Genomic DNA, 18,997 nt, shown 5'->3' on the forward strand with positions numbered 1-18,997 from the left:
GTGATCTCTTAACGGTGATTGTTGGCCAGAGTGGTAAGTTGGGCCTCGGGGGCGATGGTAACGGTGGCGGTGGCGGTGGCGGTGGCGGTTCAGCGATCGTGTTGACCCATAGCGGTGTCCAAACGCTGCTGGTGGCTGCTGGCGGTGGTGGCGGTGGCGGGCAAAGATACTATAGGCCGGGTGGTGGTGGCCAGGGCCTTGGTCCCAGTACCGGTGGAGTGGGGGCCCAAAATTATATTAACGCTGACGGTAATTTCAGTGGTGGCGGTGGCGGTGGCGGCCTGGATGGGCCAGGGGGCAATGGGATCAGCGGCTACTTTCCGGGAGGCACGGGCGGTGGAGCCGCCAGCTTAACGGCCCTAAGTGTCGGCGGGACATATAGAGACGGTATTTTTGATGGGGCTGGCGGTAGTGGTTTTGGGGGTGGTGGGGCCCTAGGCGGACGTGACAAATTCCCGGGGGAACCAGTCGGTGGTGGGGGCGGAGGTTACGGTGGTGGTGATGGCGGAAGTGGTAATGCTCTGATTTATACAGGAGCCACGGGCGGCTATTCGTATGTGAGTCCCGCTGGCAGTAACACCAGCGTAACGCCGGGTATCAGCGGAATCAGTCGGAACCGGGATGGTATAGCCACCATTGACTTTAGCCAAAACACAGCTACCGCAGCCATCACAACTACCAACCTGGTTGTCTGCGACGGCTCGTTCGTGAACATAGAGGGCACCGTTAACGCCAAAGGCAACTGGACGATCGTGCTCAGCAACGGTATAGTGGGCACAGGCAGCGGGTCAACCTTCTCGATCCCTGTCAGCTCGATAGAAATTGTCTCCAGTTACCCTTACTTGACCATTGAATCGCTGCTTGATGACCAGGGCTTTGCCCCGGTCAGTAATCTGATTGGTCAGGCTAGTATTACAGTCAATAAGGGCCCCAGGCCAAGTTTAACCAACAATGGCCCTATTACCTGCGCCCAGTCCAGTGTCACCCTCACGGCATCGGGAGCGACCTCCTACACCTTTACGATTGGGAGCCTACCTCTGGCTGGTGATCCGGCCAGCAACACTCGGGTCGTGACCAGTCCGGGCACCTATTTGGTAGTGGGCTCCCTGAACGGTTGCACGAACTCGGCCACCACGACAGTGACCAGTCTCGGGATCGTCGTTGTTAATCCGGCCACGGCGCTTTTTGTGGTGGGTCAGGCGGTGAGTCAAGCCTTCACGGCCTCGGGGGGCGTTTCCGGATCGCCGGACCGTCCCTACAGCTTTAGCGTGGCCAGCGGGAGTCTGCCGCCGGGCCTGAGTCTGTCGGCTGATGGCCAGTTGTCGGGAAGCCCCACCCAGACCGGTAGTTTTCCGGTCGTCATTCAGGCCACCGATGCCAATAGTTGCACAGGCTTTGGGACTTCCTATGTAATCAATGTGACTTCATTTAGCCTCTCCAGCCAGCCCCCAGCTAGCCTGTTAGTTTGTGCCGACAATCCCGTCAGTGTGAGCGTGGGCGTTTCGGGCACACCCACCGCCTACCAGTGGTACAAGGACAATACCCTGGTGTCGGGCCAGACCTCGGCTACCCTCTCGCTGGCGTCGGTGAGCACTGCCGATGCAGGTAGCTACGTGGTGGTAATCACGGGAGAAGGACAGAGTCTGACCAGTACCGCCGTTAATCTGACGGTTGGGCCCAGTGTACCCGCTCGTCTTTACGTCAACGCCAGCGCCACGGGGGCCAATACGGGTCTGGACTGGGCCAATGCCTTTACCGATCTGCAATCAGCCCTGAGTGTGGGCAACGCCTGCTCGAATAATCTCAAGGAAATTTGGGTGGCCGGGGGCGTTTACAAACCCACCCCCACGGGCAATCGCAATGTTTTCTTTCCACTGCTCTCCGGGGTGGCCCTCTACGGGGGGTTTGTGGGCAACGAAACGGCTCTCTCGCAGCGCCCTTCGGTCAACCCCAACCTCGGCGGTGCATCGAAGCCCAGCAGTAGCACCCTGAGTGGGGATATTGGCCAGCCGGGTAACGACCTGGACAACAGCCTGGTGGTCGTCGCTGGGGCCGATCTGGTTCCCACCACCGTGCTGGATGGCTTTGTCATCACTGGTGGCCGGGCCGAGGCTCCTAATGTGCCTATCGGGGGAGGGCTGACGAACGTGACCAATACGGGCAGCAGTAGCCCTACGCTGACCAACCTGTTTTTTATCAACAACTATGGGGCTAACATAGGCGGAGCCATCCTAAATTATGGGGCTGGCAGTGCGGCCAGTCCGACCATCAGTAACTGTCGCTTCGAGCAGAACACGGCGGGTGTTGGGGGAGCCATCGCCAACTATACGACTAGTGGCAACAGCGTTCCAGTGATCACCAACTGTTTCTTTGGGGGCAATAGCGCAACCCAATGGGGTGGAGCCATCGCTAACGTCTCGTTTGGAGGCACCCTCAGCCCAGCCATCACCAACTGCGCCTTTCAGAGCAATAGCGCGACCCAGGGTGGCGCCCTTTGGCAGGCCACGATACAAGCCGGTGTCCTCAATGCCCTCATCACCAACTGCTCGTTTGGGGGCAACCGGGCAGGAGAAGGTGGCGCCCTCTACAATTCGACCTCGTTCCCGGGGAGTCCGGCCGGGGGGAGCATCGGGCTCACGCTGGCCAACAGCGTGCTGTTTGACAATGGCGGAGCCAGCACCCTTTCTAACACGGGTGAGGTGACCCTGGCCACCCGTTACAATCTCTTTGATAGCGCCGTGACAGGCTACACCAGCGGAGAAGGTAACCGAGCCACGGCTACCTCGCCCTTTGCCAGTCCTACTAGCCTGCTTCTAGGATCGGGCTCGCCGGCCATCAACATGGGCGATAATGGGGTCTACCAGACTGCCGGGGGGCCACCTACCGATCTAGGGGGGGGCGTCCGGATTCAGCAGACGACCATCGATATGGGCGCCTACGAGACGGGGGACCAGACCCCTTGCCCACCTCTAGCCTTCACCGCCCCCCTGGCGTCAGGCTCGGCCGTCTGCGTGGGCGGTAGCGTGCAGGTAACAGGTACCCTCAGTGGTACGCCTACCACTTATCAGTGGTACAAAGACGGCGCTCCCCTGGCTACCCAGACCGGCGCTACGTTGAGTTTAACGGGTCTCCAAACCACTGATGCGGGTGCTTACGCGCTGGTGGTGACCGACGGCTGCAACCCCGCAGCGCCCACTAGCCTGACCTCGACGGCCTTCAGCCTGACGGTGAGTGCGGCTCCGGCAGCGACGATTCTGGTGCCCAGCGGGGGCGCCCTGAGCTGCGCCCAGCCGGTTCTGAGCCTGACGGCCATTGGTGGCGATACCTACCGCTGGGAGGACAACTCCACGTCGGCCGTTCGCAGCGTGAGTGTAGCGGGTACCTATTCGGTGACTGCTACGACCAGCCCCGGCTGCTCGGCCACGGCTACTACCACCATCACCAGCAGCACCGCCCTGATCACGGTGACTAATCCGGGCCAGACCACGGCCACCCTGGGTGCCCCCTTCAGTCAGCCCTTCACCGCTACGGGTGGCACGGGTGGGCCTTACAGTTTCAGTCTGGCCAGTGGCAGTTTGCCTCCGGGGCTAAGTTTATCTGCGGCTGGTGTTTTATCGGGCAGCGCGACCCAGGCGGGTAGCTTTACGGTCGTGGTTCAGGCGCAGGATTCCGGGGGCTGCGTGGGCGTTTCCACCTACATCCTGCTGGTGAGTGATACGTCGCCTACCCTGTCGCTGGCTAACGTCTCGGTCAGCCCGGCGTCGGTCTGCGTGGGTACTTGGGTAACCTTTACGGCCACGGTCGCCAATGTAACGGGCAGCTATGGCTATACCCTGACCAATGGTACTTCGACCAGTACAGGCACTAGCAGCAATCCTGCGTTTAGTCAGACGCTGGTGGCCAGTGGATCGGGGGTGCAAAGCTTCACCCTGACGGTGAGCAGTGCGGGTCAGTCGGCCACGGCAACCACGACGCTCACCGTCAATGCGCCCCCCAGCCCCACGCTCTCGGCCAGTAACGGCGGCCTACTCACCTGTACACAGACGAGTCTGACCCTAACGGCGGGCGGTGGCGCCACATATACGTTCGGGGGACCAGGTGTGGTCAATCAGACGGGTAACACCGCCATCGTTAACGCATCCGGCACGTATTCGGTTACGGTGACCAGCACCGAAACGGGCTGTTCTAGTACCACGACCACCACCGTCACTAGTACCACCGATGCCCCTGCGGTCAGCATTAGCGCCAGTGCCACCGCCCTGAGCTGCGCCAGTCCAACTGTCAGCCTGACGGCCCTGGGTACCGGCTCGGTGCGCTGGAGCACAGGCGAGACCAGCCCCAGCATCTCGGTCAGTGCGGCTGGCGCCTACTCAGTAACCCTAACTAGTGGGGGTAGCTGTACGGCCACCGCCAGCGTCACCATTGATAGCCAACCCAGCGAATCCCTCAGCTTTAGCCAGCAGCCAGCCTCGGCGTCGAGCGTGGCCCCAGGCACCACCGTCACTACCACCGTCTCAGTGAGTAGTAGCGGTCCACTGACCTACCAGTGGTATAAAGACAACCTCGCCACGCCGGTGAACGGACAGACTACGGCCACCCTATCCTTGACCAACGTGCAGCTGACCGATGTGGGCAGCTACTCGGTGGTAGTGACGGGGTCCTGCAATATCGGAACGCCGACCAGTCTGACCTCGACGGCCTTCGCCCTGTCGGTAACCGCGCCTAACACGGCGCCCACCCTGGCCAATGCCATCAGCAGTCAAACGGCTACGGTGGGTCAGAGCTACAGTATCAGCTTAGCCAACACCTTTACCGATCAAGAAACGCCTAACAGCCTGAGCCTGTCAGTGAGTGGTCTACCCACAGGACTAACGCTAGTCGGTACAACCCTTTCGGGCACCCCGTCCGTCAGCGGAGTAAACACAGTGATGCTGACGGCCACCGATCCGGGTAGCCTGACAGCTAGCACTAGCTTTGTACTGACGGTGAGTCCGGCCTCGGTGGTTAACACCGCCCCTACGGTAGTCAATGCAATCAGCAGTCAGACCGCGACGGTGGGACAACCCTTCGTGCTGAACCTGGCGAGCACCTTTGCCGATCAGGAGACGCCCAACAGCCTGAGCCTGTCAGTGAGTGGTCTGCCCGCGGGACTAAGCTTAGTGGGCACAACCCTCAGCGGCACGCCCTCTGTCAGTGGGATAAGCACAGTGATGCTAACAGCTACTGACCCAGGTAGCCTCTCGGTGAGCACCAGCTTTGTGCTCACGGTGAGCCCAGCCTCGGTGGTCAACACCGCCCCTACGGTAGTCAATGCCATCAGCAGTCAAACGGCGACGGTAGGCCAGAGCTATAGTATCAGCCTGGCCGGTAGCTTCACCGACCAGGAGACGCCCAACAGCCTGACGCTCTTAGCGAGTGGTCTACCTACGGGACTAACGCTAGTCGGTACAACCCTTTCGGGCACCCCGTCTGTCAGCGGGATAAGCACGGTGGTGCTGACGGCCACTGACCCAGGCAGCCTCTCGGTGAGCACGAGCTTTGTGCTCACTGTGAGTCCGGCTCCGCTGGTCAACACGGCCCCCACCCTGGTCAATGCCATCAGCAGCCAGACGGCCACGGTGGGTGTGGTCTACAGTCTGAACCTGGCAAACACCTTCACTGATCAAGAGACGCCTAACAGCCTGAGTCTGTCGGCCAGTGGTTTACCAGCGGGCCTAAGCTTAGTGGGCACAACCCTTTCGGGCACCCCGTCTGTCAGCGGAGTGAGCACATTGACGCTGACGGCCACTGATCCGGGCAGCCTCTCGGCCAGTACCAGCTTCGTGCTCACGGTGAGTCCGGCCTCGTCCGGGACCACCACCGCGCCCTTCGCCATCACCAGCGTGAGCACCATCAGCTGTACCCCGGTGGGCGACCGCATCAATGTCAGCTTTGCCCCCCAGTACACCGGTACCACCGGCCAGCCCATCAGCTTCTCGGTGGTCAATGAGCTGCTGCCCACCCCCGAACCGGGGCCTTACACGCTGAGTCTGTACACCGACAATCCCACCCTCACCCTGAGTGCTCAGCAGGCCGGCGTGACCACCAGCTACGTTTACAACTGGCTGGCGGCCTGTCAGACCTCCCAAGCCACCAACACGCCCCCTCGGGTGGTCACACTCCCGAGTCCGCAGACGGCGACCCTGGGCCAGGGCTTTGCCTATGTGGTGCCGGCTAACACCTTCACCGACAGCGAGACGCCTTTGAACGTAGTGCTTTCAGCGCAGGGTGTCCCCGCTGGACTTCGCTTTACGGGCACTACCCTCACAGGTACCCCCTCGACGACCGTCGGCTCGCCCTACTCAATCAGCCTGACGGCCACTGATCCGGGTGGGCTCTCGGTCACCACCCTCTTAGCTCTGGTGGTGCTGCCCGGCTCGAGCCCGGTGGAGCCAGGTAGTCCTTTTTCGATCACGGGCGTGACGACGCTCAGCTGTACCCCGGTGGGTGACCGCATCAACCTCAGCTTTGCCCCCCAGTACGCGGGACTCAACGGGCAGGCGATTGCCTTCGAGGTGATCAATGAGCAGCTGCCAACGAGCAGTCCCGCGCCTTACTCGTTGAGCTTGTATCGGGATAATCCGGTGCTGCAACTGCGGGCGACTCAGAGCGGTACTGCCAGTCCGGCTAGCTTTAGCTACAACTGGCTGGCGGCCTGTGCCAGTCTGGGCCAGGACAACACCCCACCGGTGGTCAACCGTGCGATCGCCAATCAGACGGCCACGGTGGGTCAGCCCTTCGAGCTGAACTTCATCAACACCTTTATCGACCAGGAGACGCCGGGAGGGCTAACCTACGCGGTGAGTGGCTTGCCGAGCGGCTTGCGGCTGGAGAACACCAGTATCCTGGGTGTACCCCAAAGTATGGGGGTATCGAGTATCACCCTGACGGCGACTGATCTAGGCGGGCTGAGCACGAGTGTGAGCTTCTTCTTGAGTGTGGAACCGGCTGAGGTGAGCGCTCTGGCGCTGGTGGTGCAGGCCACGCCGACGCAGGTGACGGTGGGGGGCAGCACGACCTTAACGGCGCAGGCCAGTGGAGGCACGGTTCCCTACAGCTTTAGTTTTACGGGGCCGGGCGCAGTACGCGTAGCGGGCAACGTAGCGGTGTTTTCGAACTTACCCCTGGGTGAACAGACCTTTACGGTAGTAGTCGGTGACGCGAGTGGGCCCAGTGCTCAGCAGCTAAGCGTGCCGGTGAGTGTGACGGTGGTGGCCCCCAGTTCGCAGACCCAGCCTGGCGGGGAGTCGTTTGCTCTGACGGGCGCGCAGACGGTAAGTTGCGAGGTGGTGCGGGCCGATCTTCGGAGAGTGACCTTCACGCCCCAGTATACGGGCCTCAGTGGCGAGCCGGTGAGCTTCTCGGTGGTTAATGAGCAACTGCCCACCACCGCACCGGGACCTTACACCTTGAACCTGTACACCGACAATCCCCTCATCACCCTCTCAGCCCAGCAAGGCAGTACCACCACTACGTATGTCTACAGCTGGTTGACGGCTTGTCCTGCGCAGCCGGGTGGGCGGCTGGGAACGGGGGCTGACTATGGGTCGGGCTTGCAGGTACGGGTGCTGGGTAACCCGATCGAAGGGCAAATGCTGGACGTGGAAATCAGAGGGGTAGCCGGTCAGCGGGTAAGGGTTGAGTTGGTGGATATGAAAGGATACCCGTTGCATAGTCGCCAGATCGAGCAGGCTGCGATTGTCGAGCCAGTGCGGCTGGGGGCGGATGCCCTACCAGCGGTGTTCCTGGTGCAGGTCAGTACGGCCACCCAACGGCAAACGGTGAAAGTCATCAAAGCGCACTAGCCGGTCAGAATATCAACCAAGCCTATACTTTCTAAACATCATAAAAAAACATGCAACAGCAACGGTATAACGTGTTTAACCAAATTCATAAAGGGCTGAGGGGCATGCTGTATGATACGGCGCTTCGCTTACAACAAACCGATTTTTCTCAGCCACAGGCCAGCCAGGCCCTTGAGCCATTACATCAGGTGCTCGTGTATTTCGATGACCACGCCGAACATGAGGATCGCTGTATTCTACCTCATATTCATAAACACAGCGCGCAACTCGTTGATGAGTTTGAAAAAGACCACGAGGTCGATCACCGCCTGACCCAGACCCTCTTTGGGCACATTCAGGAGTGGGAAACAGCCAACTCAGCCAGCCAGCGGGAAGCTATCGGCCAACAGATCTTGTTTGCCTTCAACGATTTTATTGCCTTTAATCTCTACCATATGAATAAGGAAGAGACCGTGCTGATCGATCTGCTTTGGCAGCATTATACCGACGCAGATATTCAGCAGATGCAACAGGCGATTCTTCAGTCAATTCCACCCCAGACGCTGATGGCCGAGAGTCGATGGATGATGCGCTCCATCAATGACAAGGAAGTGATTGGCTGGCTGTCGGGCGTAAAACAGGAAGCTCCGGCATTCGTATACGATACCTTTTTGCAAATGGCTCAGGAGGAGCTGCCGGCCGAGCGATTAGCAAACGTGCAGGCCGCTCTGGCGCTTGCTTAACACAAATCACCAGTTTATCATTTTCTTCTTATTAACTTATATTATGCAGTACAAACGGCTTATTTTGAGTTCATTACTGATGGGTAGCCTACTCTCCGGATGCCAGGATCACCGGGCTACCGCCCCGCCGGTTCAGCTCACGACGACCACGTTAGCGACCGGCTTAGTAGGACTCATTGGCGTCGAGACCGATGCCAGCGGACGCGTCTTCGTCACCGAACAGGGCACGGGCAAAAACGATGGCCGCCTATCCGAAATCACTCCGGATGGCAAGGTGCATCCCGTCATTACAGGCTTGTATTCCTTCCTTCGTCCGGATAATGAACTAGATGCGACCGATCATCTGCTGATCGTAAACGGGATTCTGTATTTTCTGAGTCCCCAGGGACTTTACTCGTTTAATCTGGCCACCTACAAAACCGGTAATGCGCCAATTCCTGCTTCGAGTCTGACGGCCGAACCTATTCAGCCATCCGTGATCGCCTATAATTTCACCGACGACACAGGCGAATCGCATCCCTACAACATGATCCTAGGTCCTGATGGTGTGCTTTATTTCACTGATGCAGCCGCCAATGCTATCCTTCGCCGGTCTAAACCCGGGCAGTTTGATGTGGTCACGGCCGTGCCGGGCATACCGAATCCCAATCCGGCCGGTCCTCCTCCAGGACCACCCGTTATTCAGTCGGTGCCCACTGGCATTACTTACGATGGCAAGCAGTTCGCTATCAGTACGTTGCTGGGTTTTCCGTTCCCGGCGGGTAAAGCCCTCATTTATCGGATGGACCTGTCGGGCAAGCTGACGGTATTTCAGCAGGCCTTCAACAGCCTGGTCGATATCGAGAACGATGGGAATGGCAACTACCTGGTTCTCGAGTTTGCTGCGTTTGGGCCCATGGGCTGGACACCTAATACGGGGCGGTTGCTACGGGCCAAAGGGACCGGCAGCGACGTCTTGCTCGACAAGCTGAACATGCCAACGGACCTGAAAATAGTAGATGCTCACACCGCCTACCTAACCAGCATGGGCAACGGAACGGTATCGAAAATTACGTTCTAGAGATTTCTCCAGTTGGGATTAGCCAGGGTAGCTAGTTAATCCCAACTGGTTTATGCGGGACTCACCCTTTACCTTAATTTCTTCAAGGCTATGACCCTTTATTTTTCCCTGGGGGCTTCTGATGGCTCCCCAGCCAGCCCATGTGTTTGCTGTGCGGAGCTTGAGATACAACTCGACGTACTAAACAGCTTTGTGGCCCTGGGCAACGTACTCGTATCGGCTTACTTAGTGGATGACGAGGGCAATCGCATCGACTTGCCCATAGAAGCGTTTGACGGTTCACCAATAGTTGGTCAGCTGCTAAATCTGACACAAGAGTATCAGCAACTACTCGGCGTTTGTCATGGCTCCAGATGAAATAGTAATCGGCTGAAAGTTAACTGTTATGTCAGTATGCTTTCCTGAGTTAGATTGACTAGCTACTTAGGACTACAGTCTTACTGCTATTGGTACCCGGTTATCTGGTTGCCAAATCGATTATCAACGTACCAGAATAATACGTAAAACAGCACGAGGCAGCCTGCAAAAACGCATACATACGTCAGCCCCCGATTCCGGATTATGAATACCTGCACGGCAACCAGAAGAATAAGCAGCATGCTAAGTACAGATCCGACAAAAGGGTTTTGTCGGGATATGAAATAAGATTGAGCAGCGACTAAGCCAAGACCCCAAAGCAATGCAAGAAAGGCGGGACGTAATACCGACATCGTAAAGGCTTGTTTACCAACGTACCTGGCCATCGCCAACCACGATCCATTTTTCCGTCACTAGTTTCTCCAGGGCAAAGGGGCCACGGGCGTGTAGCTTTTGCGTTGAAATGCCAATCTCGGCACCCAGCCCGAACACACCGCCATCCGTGAAACGAGTCGAAGCATTGGCGTACACCGCAGCTGCATCGACTTCGCGCAGGAATTGATCAATGAGCGACTGATTTTGTGAGACAATGGCTTCGGAGTGCCGGGACGAATACGTTTGGATATGCGACAAAGCTTCGTCTAGACCGTTTACGATTTTCACGGCGCATTTATAATCAACGAACTCACGGCCAAAGTCGGCAGGCTGGGCAGGCTGAAGGTTAGTGTACTCCGCGTTTTGAAAGATGCCATGCGCTGTTTCGTCGGCAAATACCTCAACGTTCCATTTCGCAAAATCAGCCGTTAGCATAGGCAGAAACTGAGCCGCAATTGTTTCATCAACGAGCACACAATCCAGCGAATTGCAGACGGATGGCCGTGATACTTTGGCATTCACAACAATAGCAGCAGCTTTCTCTAAATCAGCCGATGTTTCGACGTAGGTATGGCAGACGCCCGCCCCCGTTTCGATAGTCGGCACGAGTGAGTTCTTGCGAACAAACTGGATAAGCGACTCTGAACCGCGTGGAATAATGATGTCTACGTAACGGGTCGCCGTCAGTAATTCGTTTACTACGCTCCGATCGGGCGGTAATAGCGTAACGGCGGCTTTAGGGACATCAAATTCAATCAAGACCCCCTGAATGAGGCTTACCAGATAACGGTTCGAGAAATCGGCTTCTTTACCCCCTTTGAGCACGCAGGCGTTACCCGACCGCAAACAAAGCGACGCTACGTCTACCGTTACGTTCGGGCGGGCTTCGTAGATTACGCCAACCACACCCAAAGGCACTGCAATTTTTTTGAGTTGAAGCCCTTGCTCAATTGTCTTGTTAATGATGACTTCACCGGCTGGGTCGGGCAGAACGGCCACCTCACGAAGACTTTTAGCAAGATCGGCCACCCGGCTTTCCGTCAGTTTTAACCGATCATATTTAGGATCTTCGGCGGGCATTTGGTCGAGATCTTTCTGATTCTCGACCAGGATTTGAGCGCTGTTAGCTGCCAGCACATCGGCGAGCCGGTTCAGCAATTCAGTTTTAACAGAAGGACTAAGCCGCCGAACAGCCGTTGCCGCTTGTTGAGTTGCCTGGAGTAGAGGAGTAATGGGTGTCATGGTTGTGGGTTGGTTAGCTGGTTCTGAATATAGTTCAGAACCTCCGCTAACGTTATATCGTGGCTAGCTGTAACAAGTTCTGAGCCACTCCTGTAGTCATGTTTATGATGTGGAAATGACGCAAGTTTAGGGAAATGTGGTGCGTTATCCCAGCGTATGAGCCATGTGCTGTCTATGCGCTGCCATTGGAAAGCATATTTTCGTTTTGCAGGGCTCAAATAATCATTGGTAAATAAAACAGATTGATCAGTAAACGTAACCCGGAGTTTTACCTGAAACTTAGCAGGAGTATGTTCATAATGTAAGACTTCATATTGACTGACTAGCGGATCATTGGCTAATAGATCTAACACTTTGCTAACATCAAAATACCCGCTGCTCATTCTACAATTTCGATGGCCCCCTGTTTTATTTCCTCTATGGTTTTCAAAACATCTTCGAGCATGTCAACAGCAGCCCCCCAGTCAATACTATCGTCCCATTCTTCATAAACTTCTTTGTCAGCCGTTTCTATACGCTTTTCAAAATCAGCGTATGACATACCGTACTTGCGCTCAAACATGTTGATTGTGTCCTGGAAGCGATGCTTCTTTCCAAGATATTCAAACATCATCCACTGTTTTACCGACTGCTTGCTTACTTGTATCATACTGAATACATTAAAAAACAAAGTTGGCGAAAATTGACGGGTTACAAAAGTACAATATCGTTGGCATTGGCAACCTCAACGTTTTGCTGATTAAGTTGTTGAGACAAAGTTTGTGACGATATCCGGGACCGCGCAACCGCTACGGCCTGTTGGGTTTCGTCAACGATCTCGACCATCTCGCCTATTTCAAACTCGCCCAGAATGGCGCGAATACCCACCGCCAGCAGACTGCGCCGTTGCTGCAAAGCGCGCACCGCTCCCGAATCGACCTGGACTCGGCCAACAACCAGACTACCACTCGCCAACCAGCGGTTCCGGGCCGACAAAGACGTTTCGGATGGCGTAAAATTCGTTCCGGCTTCGCCCCGTAGTGCCCGGCCGAGGTTATCAGCCTCATTCAGTCCGAAAATAACGACCCGAATGCCCATGCGCGTCGCTAACTTGGCAAAAGTTAATTTAGAGGCCATTCCGCCAAGGCCTAACGACGATTTATCGGTGCGGACTACACCAAATACCCCTTCGTCAAAATCGGTCACCTGCCGAATGATTTGCCCATTAGCGTCAAGCAATCCTCCGACTGATGTGCATAGCATCAGGGCCTGAGCGCCAAACCCTACGGCGATCAGCGTAGCTAACTCGTCGTTATCCGAGAACTTCAATTCGCGGTTGCTGACAACATCATTTTCGTTGGCAATCGGGATGATGTTGTTATGCCAAAGCTCTTCATACGTCTGCTTCAGTTGCAGAAACTGATCGCGGTTAGCAAAATGATGCCGTTCGCACAGGCTTTGCGCAATTGATATTCCGTAAATCGCGAAGAATCTTGAGTATTGATTGAGCAGCAACAGATTACCGACGGCTGCAGCGGCTTTACGTTGCGTAATGTCGCCCCGATAATCCTGGATTAACGCTTTGCCCGCGCCCACTGCTCCTGACGATACCAAGACAATGCGGTAGTGGGGATGAAGAGCGGCTACCTGTCGGGCAATGTCCACCATGACAGGCTCGTTGGGTTCGCCGTTGGGCTTGGTAATAGAGGCTGTGCCGAATTTTAAAACAAGAACGGGCTTATTCATGCGGCAAAGATACAGCAACTCGTAAACCGTAGCACCGACTGTTGTGGTCAACGTTAACTAGTCGCCAGCGTGATTCTTGAAGAGATGTTCAAGAACCTGCTCGGTAAAACGAGCTTTTCTGCGAAGAGCAGATTTGAGCTGTTTGAGGTAGTCTGCTTTGGGAATCTCGATGGCACCATACCGGCGAACGTTGTCATTGATGAACTGCGTATCCAGTAAATCGAATTGTTGTTCGCGCAGAATCAGGATAAGGTAATGAAACGCAACTTTTGAGGCATTACTAACATGGTGAAACATGGATTCGCCGAAAAAAGCAGCTCCGAGTGCCACGCCATACAGGCCGCCCACTAAACGATCATCTATATACGTTTCGACGCTATGTGCCAGACCCAGGCGGTGTAACTCCGTGTAAGCTTGAATAATCTCTTCCGAAATCCAGACGCTGTCGTCTTGCGAACGGGGCATGGAGCAATAGCGCATGACCTGTTCAAAATCACAGTTAACTCGAATCTCAAACTCGTTGCGGTTCAGGGTTGGGCGCAGTGATTTTGAGGGTTTATACGTATCAATCGGAATAATAGCACGAGGGTCTGGCGCGTACCAATAGAGCGTACCGTCTGCATCGGCCATCGGAAAGATGCCGTTGATGTACCCGTATATCAGGTCGTCGGCGGTCAGCTTGTTCATGAAAACAGAGGATTTGCCCTACGACAAAGATAGAAAAATAGTTGACAGTTGGCAGACAATCAGCAGCAGTTTACAAGCAACTGGTAATAGTGCCTGTAAACTGCTGGTCAAAAATGATTTATTAATAGCCTGGGTTTTGCTGCAACTTTGAATTCGCCTGTGTCTCTTTAAGCAGAATCGGTAAGAAATAATTACGGTCAGCAAACCGCCGTTCCTGCACGGTAACATAATCATAACGGACACGGCCAGACGCATCTTTAGTAACTTTAACGCCCCGCACCGGCTGATTTTCGGTTTGGGGAGCAATTTTCCAACGGCGGACGTCATAATAGCGGTGTTCTTCGTAAGCAAGTTCGACCTGCCGCTCGCGTTGGATGCGTTCGCGCATTTGAGCCTGAGTAAAACCCGCTGGAATCGGTGGCATTAGGGCGCGGGCGCGCAGGCGGTTAATGGCTTCGTAGACATTGGCGTCCGGACCTACGGCTTCGTTTTGAGCTTCGGCATAGTTCAGTAACATCTCGCCCAGACGGAAGTAAATCCACGGCGCCTGGCTGCCCGTAGCACTGCTGAAATCACGGCTTTCGTTAATGAATTTACGCAGATAATAACCCGTCAGTGTTGTGTTGAATGACTCCGGGCCATCGGGGCCATCCTGCCCGTTTGGCGTGAATACCTCAATGGTACGTCCGCGGTAAGGGGCTCCGTTGTATAGTACCGTAGCGTAAAAACGTGGATCGCGATTTACGTAAGGATTCTGCGCATCGTAACCCGAGCTGGGGTCCGTTATCGGTTTACCACCCTCCATATCATAGGCGTCCACTAAGGCTTGCGTAGGAATATTGCCCGCCCAGCCGCCGTAACCATTCGGTCCGTTCCAGCGCTCCAGATTCAAAAAACCATCCCCTGTTTGGGCCTGAGCCCGGTCAAAAATGATTTCGGCGTTGCGGGGCGTCAGAAACAACTGCTGATAATCGGGGTAAAGCTGGTACAGTCCCAGGTCAATAACCGCTTTGGCGGCTGTAGCGGCTTGCTGCCAGCGCGCAACATCATTGGCTCCCGCATACAATGGGCTAGCGGCATACAGCAGCATACGAGCTTTTAGGGCTAAGGCAGCTCCTTTTGTGGCCCGTCCAACGTCGGCTCCTGAGTAGGATAAAGGAAGAAGTGCTGCTGCCTCATCCGCTTCTTTGACGATAAAAGCAATGCTTTCGGCGAGTGATGCGCGTGTTACCTGCGTGAAGTCTTGGTCGAGGGTAAATGACTGCGTAATAAGCGGCACCCCACCGTAATTGCGCACCAGATCGAAGTAACGAAAGGCCCGTAAAAACTTCATCTCACCCGTCAGTCGCCGACGCTGACTCGAATCCATGGGCACCTCGCCGATGCGCTCAAAAAACATGTTAGCGTCTTTGATGTAACGGTAGTTTTTGCTCCAGGGGTTCATGTTGGCGTTGGATTCCGTGGGGCTGCTACCCAAAATAGCAAGGTTCGCCGGCGTAATTTCTCCCCGGTTGATGCTCCACATGCCGTAGTCGTGGCTAAATATGGATTCGTCAGACGCCGACGCCCACATCAGTTCATCGCCGTTCCAGTTGAAGCCAAAGCCGAGGTCACGGTACTTCGACGTTACGTAAGATGTTACCAGATTAGCGTCTGTCCAGACCGCGTTCTCGCTGAGCCGGTCAATAGGCGTTTTGTCCAGCAGGTCGTGACTGCAACTGGCTGTGCCAAGTAAGGCAATAGTTAGAATTGTGTATATGAGGAGTTTCATAGATTGAAGAATGAAAGGGCGAAATCGGACCGCCGAAGGAGAGCGAATGAGTGATTTGGCCTTTCCGCAGTTTCACTCATTCGCTCTTTATCAGAACCGGGCGCTCAAGCCCACATTGTACAATTTTTGTTGCGGGTAGAACCAGCCAAGGGCCGAGCCGCCTTCGGGATCGACTGTTTTGAGTTTATCAATCGTGATTAAGTTGAAACCGCTGACATAGACGCGTAATGATTGAATCTTAATCTTGTCCAGCAGTGCCTTGGGAAGGTTGTAGCCTAGCTGCACATTCTTCAACCGAACGAAACTGGCATCTTTCAGCCAATAGGTGTTCTGATACGTGCCGTTAATGCTATTGAGCATTTCGCTGGCTACACGCGGAAACGTGCCATCGGGGTTATCAGGTCGCCACCGATTGGCCGCGTCCTGCGCGAAGAAATTACCCGTCGATCCTGATTCCAGCAACAGATACTGCGATACCCGAGCCTGCCCCTGAAACAGGACGTTTAAGTCAATGCCTTTCCAGCCTAGGTTGATCGGAACGCCGTACACAATTTCAGGAATGTTGCTGAACTTGGGACGAATGCGGTCATCAGCCGTAATTTGCCCATCACCATTCACATCTTCAAGCTTCAGATCGCCTGGTCCCGCTCCGAGCACATGCGGATACGCATCAACCTGTGCCTGATCGCGAAAAACGCCCAAACTCTGGTAAAGCAATCCGCTATACTGTGGGTCACTAATGGCCCGACCTTCTTGCCGCTGGTAGTCGGGAATGCCGGGGGCTTCGTCGAGGTATTGCACGCGGTTACGGGCAAAAGTGAAGTTTGTACCGACCGAAAGATTAATGGGGCCGTATGTATTGTTGTGCGTAATCTGAAAATCGAAACCCCGGTTCGTTAATCGACCGATATTTTCATTCGGTAGTACCAAACCGGTATAATCGGGTACCGACACATTCCGGCGAATCAGGATGTCGCTCCGCAGGGTAGAGAAATAATCGAACGTAATGTTAAGTTTACCACTAAACAGATTAGCGTCCAGCGCTAGGTTCGTCGTGCGGGCTACTTCCCAGGTTACATTGGGGTTGGGCTCGCCCGACGCACTCAGGCCCGGCTGCCGAACGGGAGTTTGCCCCAGAATATACCCTGGGTCAAAATTATAAGCGGCCAGGTACTGATACTGCGGTATGCGGTCGTTGCCGAGCAGCCCATACGACGCCCGAAACTTCAGACTATTTATGAAGCTAAGCGCTGATGCATTCTTAAACCAGGACTCCTCCGACATCCGCCAACCAACCAAAAAGGCCGGGAAAAAACCAAATCGACGGCCTCGTGCGAAGTTCTGCGACCCATCGTAGCGCGCCTGAAACTCGGCCAGGTAGCGATCATTGTAGTTGTACTGCAAACGGCCAAAGTAGTTCTGCCGCGCCGACTCGAAGGCTGAGCCGTTGGCCCGCGCACCGGCTTCACTCCCGGCGAATAACTGGTCGATCTGACTGCTGACGAACCCATTGCGGAACCCGTTGAGGTTGTCGCTTCGTAAGGTACTTTGTTCATACGCAATGAAACCTGCCAGGCGGTGCGGGCCGAAAGCGCGGTCGTAATTCAGCCGGGCATTCAGCGTGATTTGAGTAACGTTGACTTGTAGTTCGTTCAGCTCAGCCGTGGCGGGCCCATTACGTTGGGGGTTATACGTTTTGGTTGAGTCGTTGTAATTGTACGTCGTCCAGGGGAGCGACCACTGCTTTAAAAACTGAAACGATTTGTCGAGGGCTGCAAATCCGTCCACGAAGAACCCATTCAGAAACGGTAGGTTCTCACGCAGTCGAACCGTGGCGTTGAGATACGTCCGGCGGTCGCGTTGGTTACCCAGGGCGTCGGTAACTTGCAACACGGGGTTACGGCCCTGGTCGGTACCCGAGCCGGGTAAGCCGTTTGGATATGTTGCCACGAGGGTAGGGTAGGCCCGAAGCGCGTACCGAAAAATTCGGGCTGCGCTATCGAGCGGAAAGTCACGGTCTTCCTGCCGACCGTTCATGTCGACGCCAACCATCAGGTTCTTACCGATAGTGGCGTCAACGTTAGCGCGCAGGCTGTATTGGTTGTATTTGGCTGTACCATTACGGTAGTAACCGTCCTGAAATAGATTTCCAAACGACACCAGATACCGGACATCGTCGCTTCCTCCGCTGACGCCCAGCGTATGCCGATGCTGGGGCGAGCTGGGCTTCAATATCGTTTGAAGCCAGTTGGTGTTTGGATAGTTGATTGGATCGGAGCCATCGCGGAATTTTTGAATTTCAGCGTTGGAATAAACCGCGTTTAAGCCCTGTGTTGGGTCCTGATAATACCGAATTTCGTTCAGAATCTGTGCATATGTAGCGGCATCCGCCATTTTCGGAATGCGGGTTGGGGCCGAAAAGCCTTGATTGAAATCGTACGAAATCTGCGGCTTACCTTTCTTTCCCCGGCGTGTTGTTACTAAAATAACGCCGTTAGCCGCCTGTGAGCCATAAATAGAGGCTGAGGCATCCTTCAAAATGGAAACACTTTCTACCTCATTCGGATCAAGCCGGTCGAGGCCACCAAGCCGGTTGGCCACACCGTCGATAACGATAAGCGGGTTTGGATCGCCAAGCGTACTCCGGCCCCGAATGAAAAATTGAGAACCGTCGCGACCCGGTTCACCAGAGCGATTCAGGGCGATCAGGCCGGGGGTGCGCCCTACCAGCGAATTGGAGAGATTGGGCTGTGGACTCTGCACCAGATCGCGACCGGAGACTTCGGCTACCGAGCCCGTAAGGGTCGAGCGTTTCTGGGTACCGTAACCGACCACGACCACTTCGCTCAGCGCCTGAGCATCTTCTTTGAGTGTTATGGTGAGCGTTGTTTGTGAGCCAATGGCAACATCCTGCGAAACATAGCCAACAAAACTGACGGTTAACGTAGTGTTCGGGTTCGCAAGGGTGAAGGTGAAATTACCATCCGCATCGGTTGTTGTGCCTCGCTGTGAGCCCTTTTGAACGATTGTGACACCGGGTAGCGCTTCGCCGGTGGCAGTAATAACTTTACCTGTAATGCGGGTATCAGTTGGCGATTGGGCGAAGAGACCGGGACTGAGGCCAATGAAAAATAACAGAAAACGAAGGATTGGGTCAACGTGTTTCATTATGAATAATATGGGGTGATATTTGAGCAAACCCGTTAACCCAATG

General features: G+C 55.2%; 12 protein-coding genes. 4 read left to right on the forward strand and 8 right to left on the reverse strand.

From position 1 onward, the window contains the following. Positions 1–14: 14 nt before the first annotated feature. The 4 genes from ACFSUS_RS24810 to ACFSUS_RS24825 all read left to right on the forward strand — a co-directional run bounded on the left by ACFSUS_RS24810 (position 15) and on the right by ACFSUS_RS24825 (position 9,983). Positions 15–7,844: a putative Ig domain-containing protein gene (locus ACFSUS_RS24810; RefSeq protein ID WP_381526957.1), complete on the forward strand. Its 7,830-nt coding sequence runs from the start codon at positions 15–17 to the stop codon at positions 7,842–7,844. Positions 7,845–7,894: 50 nt separating this feature from the next. Next, positions 7,895–8,566, forward strand: a complete 672-nt coding sequence (locus tag ACFSUS_RS24815; protein ID WP_381526958.1) for a hemerythrin domain-containing protein — start codon at positions 7,895–7,897, stop codon at positions 8,564–8,566. 43 nt (positions 8,567–8,609) lie between these two features. After that, the gene (locus ACFSUS_RS24820; RefSeq protein WP_381526959.1) at positions 8,610–9,626 is read left to right on the forward strand and encodes a ScyD/ScyE family protein; all 1,017 of its coding nucleotides are present in this window, start codon (positions 8,610–8,612) and stop codon (positions 9,624–9,626) included. 90 nt (positions 9,627–9,716) lie between these two features. After that, on the forward strand, positions 9,717–9,983 hold the full coding sequence (locus ACFSUS_RS24825; RefSeq protein ID WP_381526961.1) for a hypothetical protein: 267 nt from the start codon (positions 9,717–9,719) through the stop codon (positions 9,981–9,983). An 86-nt stretch (positions 9,984–10,069) separates the two neighbouring features. Here ACFSUS_RS24825 and ACFSUS_RS24830 read toward each other — a convergent pair whose 3' ends face one another. From ACFSUS_RS24830 to ACFSUS_RS24865, 8 genes are all read right to left on the reverse strand, one after another. Then, a complete protein-coding gene (locus ACFSUS_RS24830; RefSeq protein ID WP_381526963.1) occupies positions 10,070–10,225 on the reverse strand; it encodes a hypothetical protein in 156 nt (51 codons plus the stop codon). 124 nt (positions 10,226–10,349) lie between these two features. Beyond that, positions 10,350–11,600, reverse strand: a complete 1,251-nt coding sequence (locus ACFSUS_RS24835) for a glutamate-5-semialdehyde dehydrogenase (protein ID WP_381526965.1) — start codon at positions 11,598–11,600, stop codon at positions 10,350–10,352. Further along, complete coding sequence (locus ACFSUS_RS24840) at positions 11,597–11,983, reverse strand: toxin-antitoxin system TumE family protein (protein ID WP_381526966.1); 387 nt, start codon at positions 11,981–11,983, stop codon at positions 11,597–11,599. Before ACFSUS_RS24840 ends, ACFSUS_RS24835 begins: the two co-directional genes overlap by 4 nt. Next, on the reverse strand, positions 11,980–12,249 hold the full coding sequence (locus ACFSUS_RS24845) for a hypothetical protein (RefSeq protein ID WP_381526968.1): 270 nt from the start codon (positions 12,247–12,249) through the stop codon (positions 11,980–11,982). The genes ACFSUS_RS24840 and ACFSUS_RS24845 overlap by 4 nt, the downstream gene beginning before the upstream one ends. A gap of 41 nt (positions 12,250–12,290) precedes the next feature. Beyond that, complete coding sequence (gene proB / locus ACFSUS_RS24850; protein WP_381526970.1) at positions 12,291–13,325, reverse strand: glutamate 5-kinase; 1,035 nt, start codon at positions 13,323–13,325, stop codon at positions 12,291–12,293. Positions 13,326–13,382: 57 nt separating this feature from the next. Further along, positions 13,383–14,012 (reverse strand): leucyl/phenylalanyl-tRNA--protein transferase, encoded by a 630-nt coding sequence (gene aat, locus ACFSUS_RS24855; RefSeq protein ID WP_381526973.1) that lies wholly within the window; start codon positions 14,010–14,012, stop codon positions 13,383–13,385. A 121-nt stretch (positions 14,013–14,133) separates the two neighbouring features. Beyond that, the gene (locus ACFSUS_RS24860) at positions 14,134–15,783 is read right to left on the reverse strand and encodes a RagB/SusD family nutrient uptake outer membrane protein (RefSeq protein ID WP_381526975.1); all 1,650 of its coding nucleotides are present in this window, start codon (positions 15,781–15,783) and stop codon (positions 14,134–14,136) included. Positions 15,784–15,873: 90 nt separating this feature from the next. Further along, positions 15,874–18,951 (reverse strand): SusC/RagA family TonB-linked outer membrane protein, encoded by a 3,078-nt coding sequence (locus ACFSUS_RS24865; RefSeq protein WP_381526977.1) that lies wholly within the window; start codon positions 18,949–18,951, stop codon positions 15,874–15,876. Between the last annotated feature and the right edge of the window lie 46 nt (positions 18,952–18,997).

The organism is Spirosoma soli, from assembly GCF_042684525.1.
GTDB classification, from domain to species: Bacteria; Bacteroidota; Bacteroidia; order Cytophagales; family Spirosomataceae; genus Spirosoma; species Spirosoma soli.

What these genes read in the sequence shown, in the direction of transcription:
- aat (WP_381526973.1), bottom strand. Translation starts at nt 14,012, where the DNA reads ATGAACAAGCTGACCGCCGACGACCTGATATACGGGTACATCAACGGC.
- ACFSUS_RS24835 (WP_381526965.1), bottom strand. Translation starts at nt 11,600, where the DNA reads ATGACACCCATTACTCCTCTACTCCAGGCAACTCAACAAGCGGCAACG.
- ACFSUS_RS24815 (WP_381526958.1), top strand. Translation starts at nt 7,895, where the DNA reads ATGCAACAGCAACGGTATAACGTGTTTAACCAAATTCATAAAGGGCTG.
- proB (WP_381526970.1), bottom strand. Translation starts at nt 13,325, where the DNA reads ATGAATAAGCCCGTTCTTGTTTTAAAATTCGGCACAGCCTCTATTACC.
- ACFSUS_RS24845 (WP_381526968.1), bottom strand. Translation starts at nt 12,249, where the DNA reads ATGATACAAGTAAGCAAGCAGTCGGTAAAACAGTGGATGATGTTTGAA.
- ACFSUS_RS24860 (WP_381526975.1), bottom strand. Translation starts at nt 15,783, where the DNA reads ATGAAACTCCTCATATACACAATTCTAACTATTGCCTTACTTGGCACA.
- ACFSUS_RS24820 (WP_381526959.1), top strand. Translation starts at nt 8,610, where the DNA reads ATGCAGTACAAACGGCTTATTTTGAGTTCATTACTGATGGGTAGCCTA.
- ACFSUS_RS24865 (WP_381526977.1), bottom strand. Translation starts at nt 18,951, where the DNA reads ATGAAACACGTTGACCCAATCCTTCGTTTTCTGTTATTTTTCATTGGC.
- ACFSUS_RS24825 (WP_381526961.1), top strand. Translation starts at nt 9,717, where the DNA reads ATGACCCTTTATTTTTCCCTGGGGGCTTCTGATGGCTCCCCAGCCAGC.
- ACFSUS_RS24840 (WP_381526966.1), bottom strand. Translation starts at nt 11,983, where the DNA reads ATGAGCAGCGGGTATTTTGATGTTAGCAAAGTGTTAGATCTATTAGCC.
- ACFSUS_RS24830 (WP_381526963.1), bottom strand. Translation starts at nt 10,225, where the DNA reads ATGCTGCTTATTCTTCTGGTTGCCGTGCAGGTATTCATAATCCGGAAT.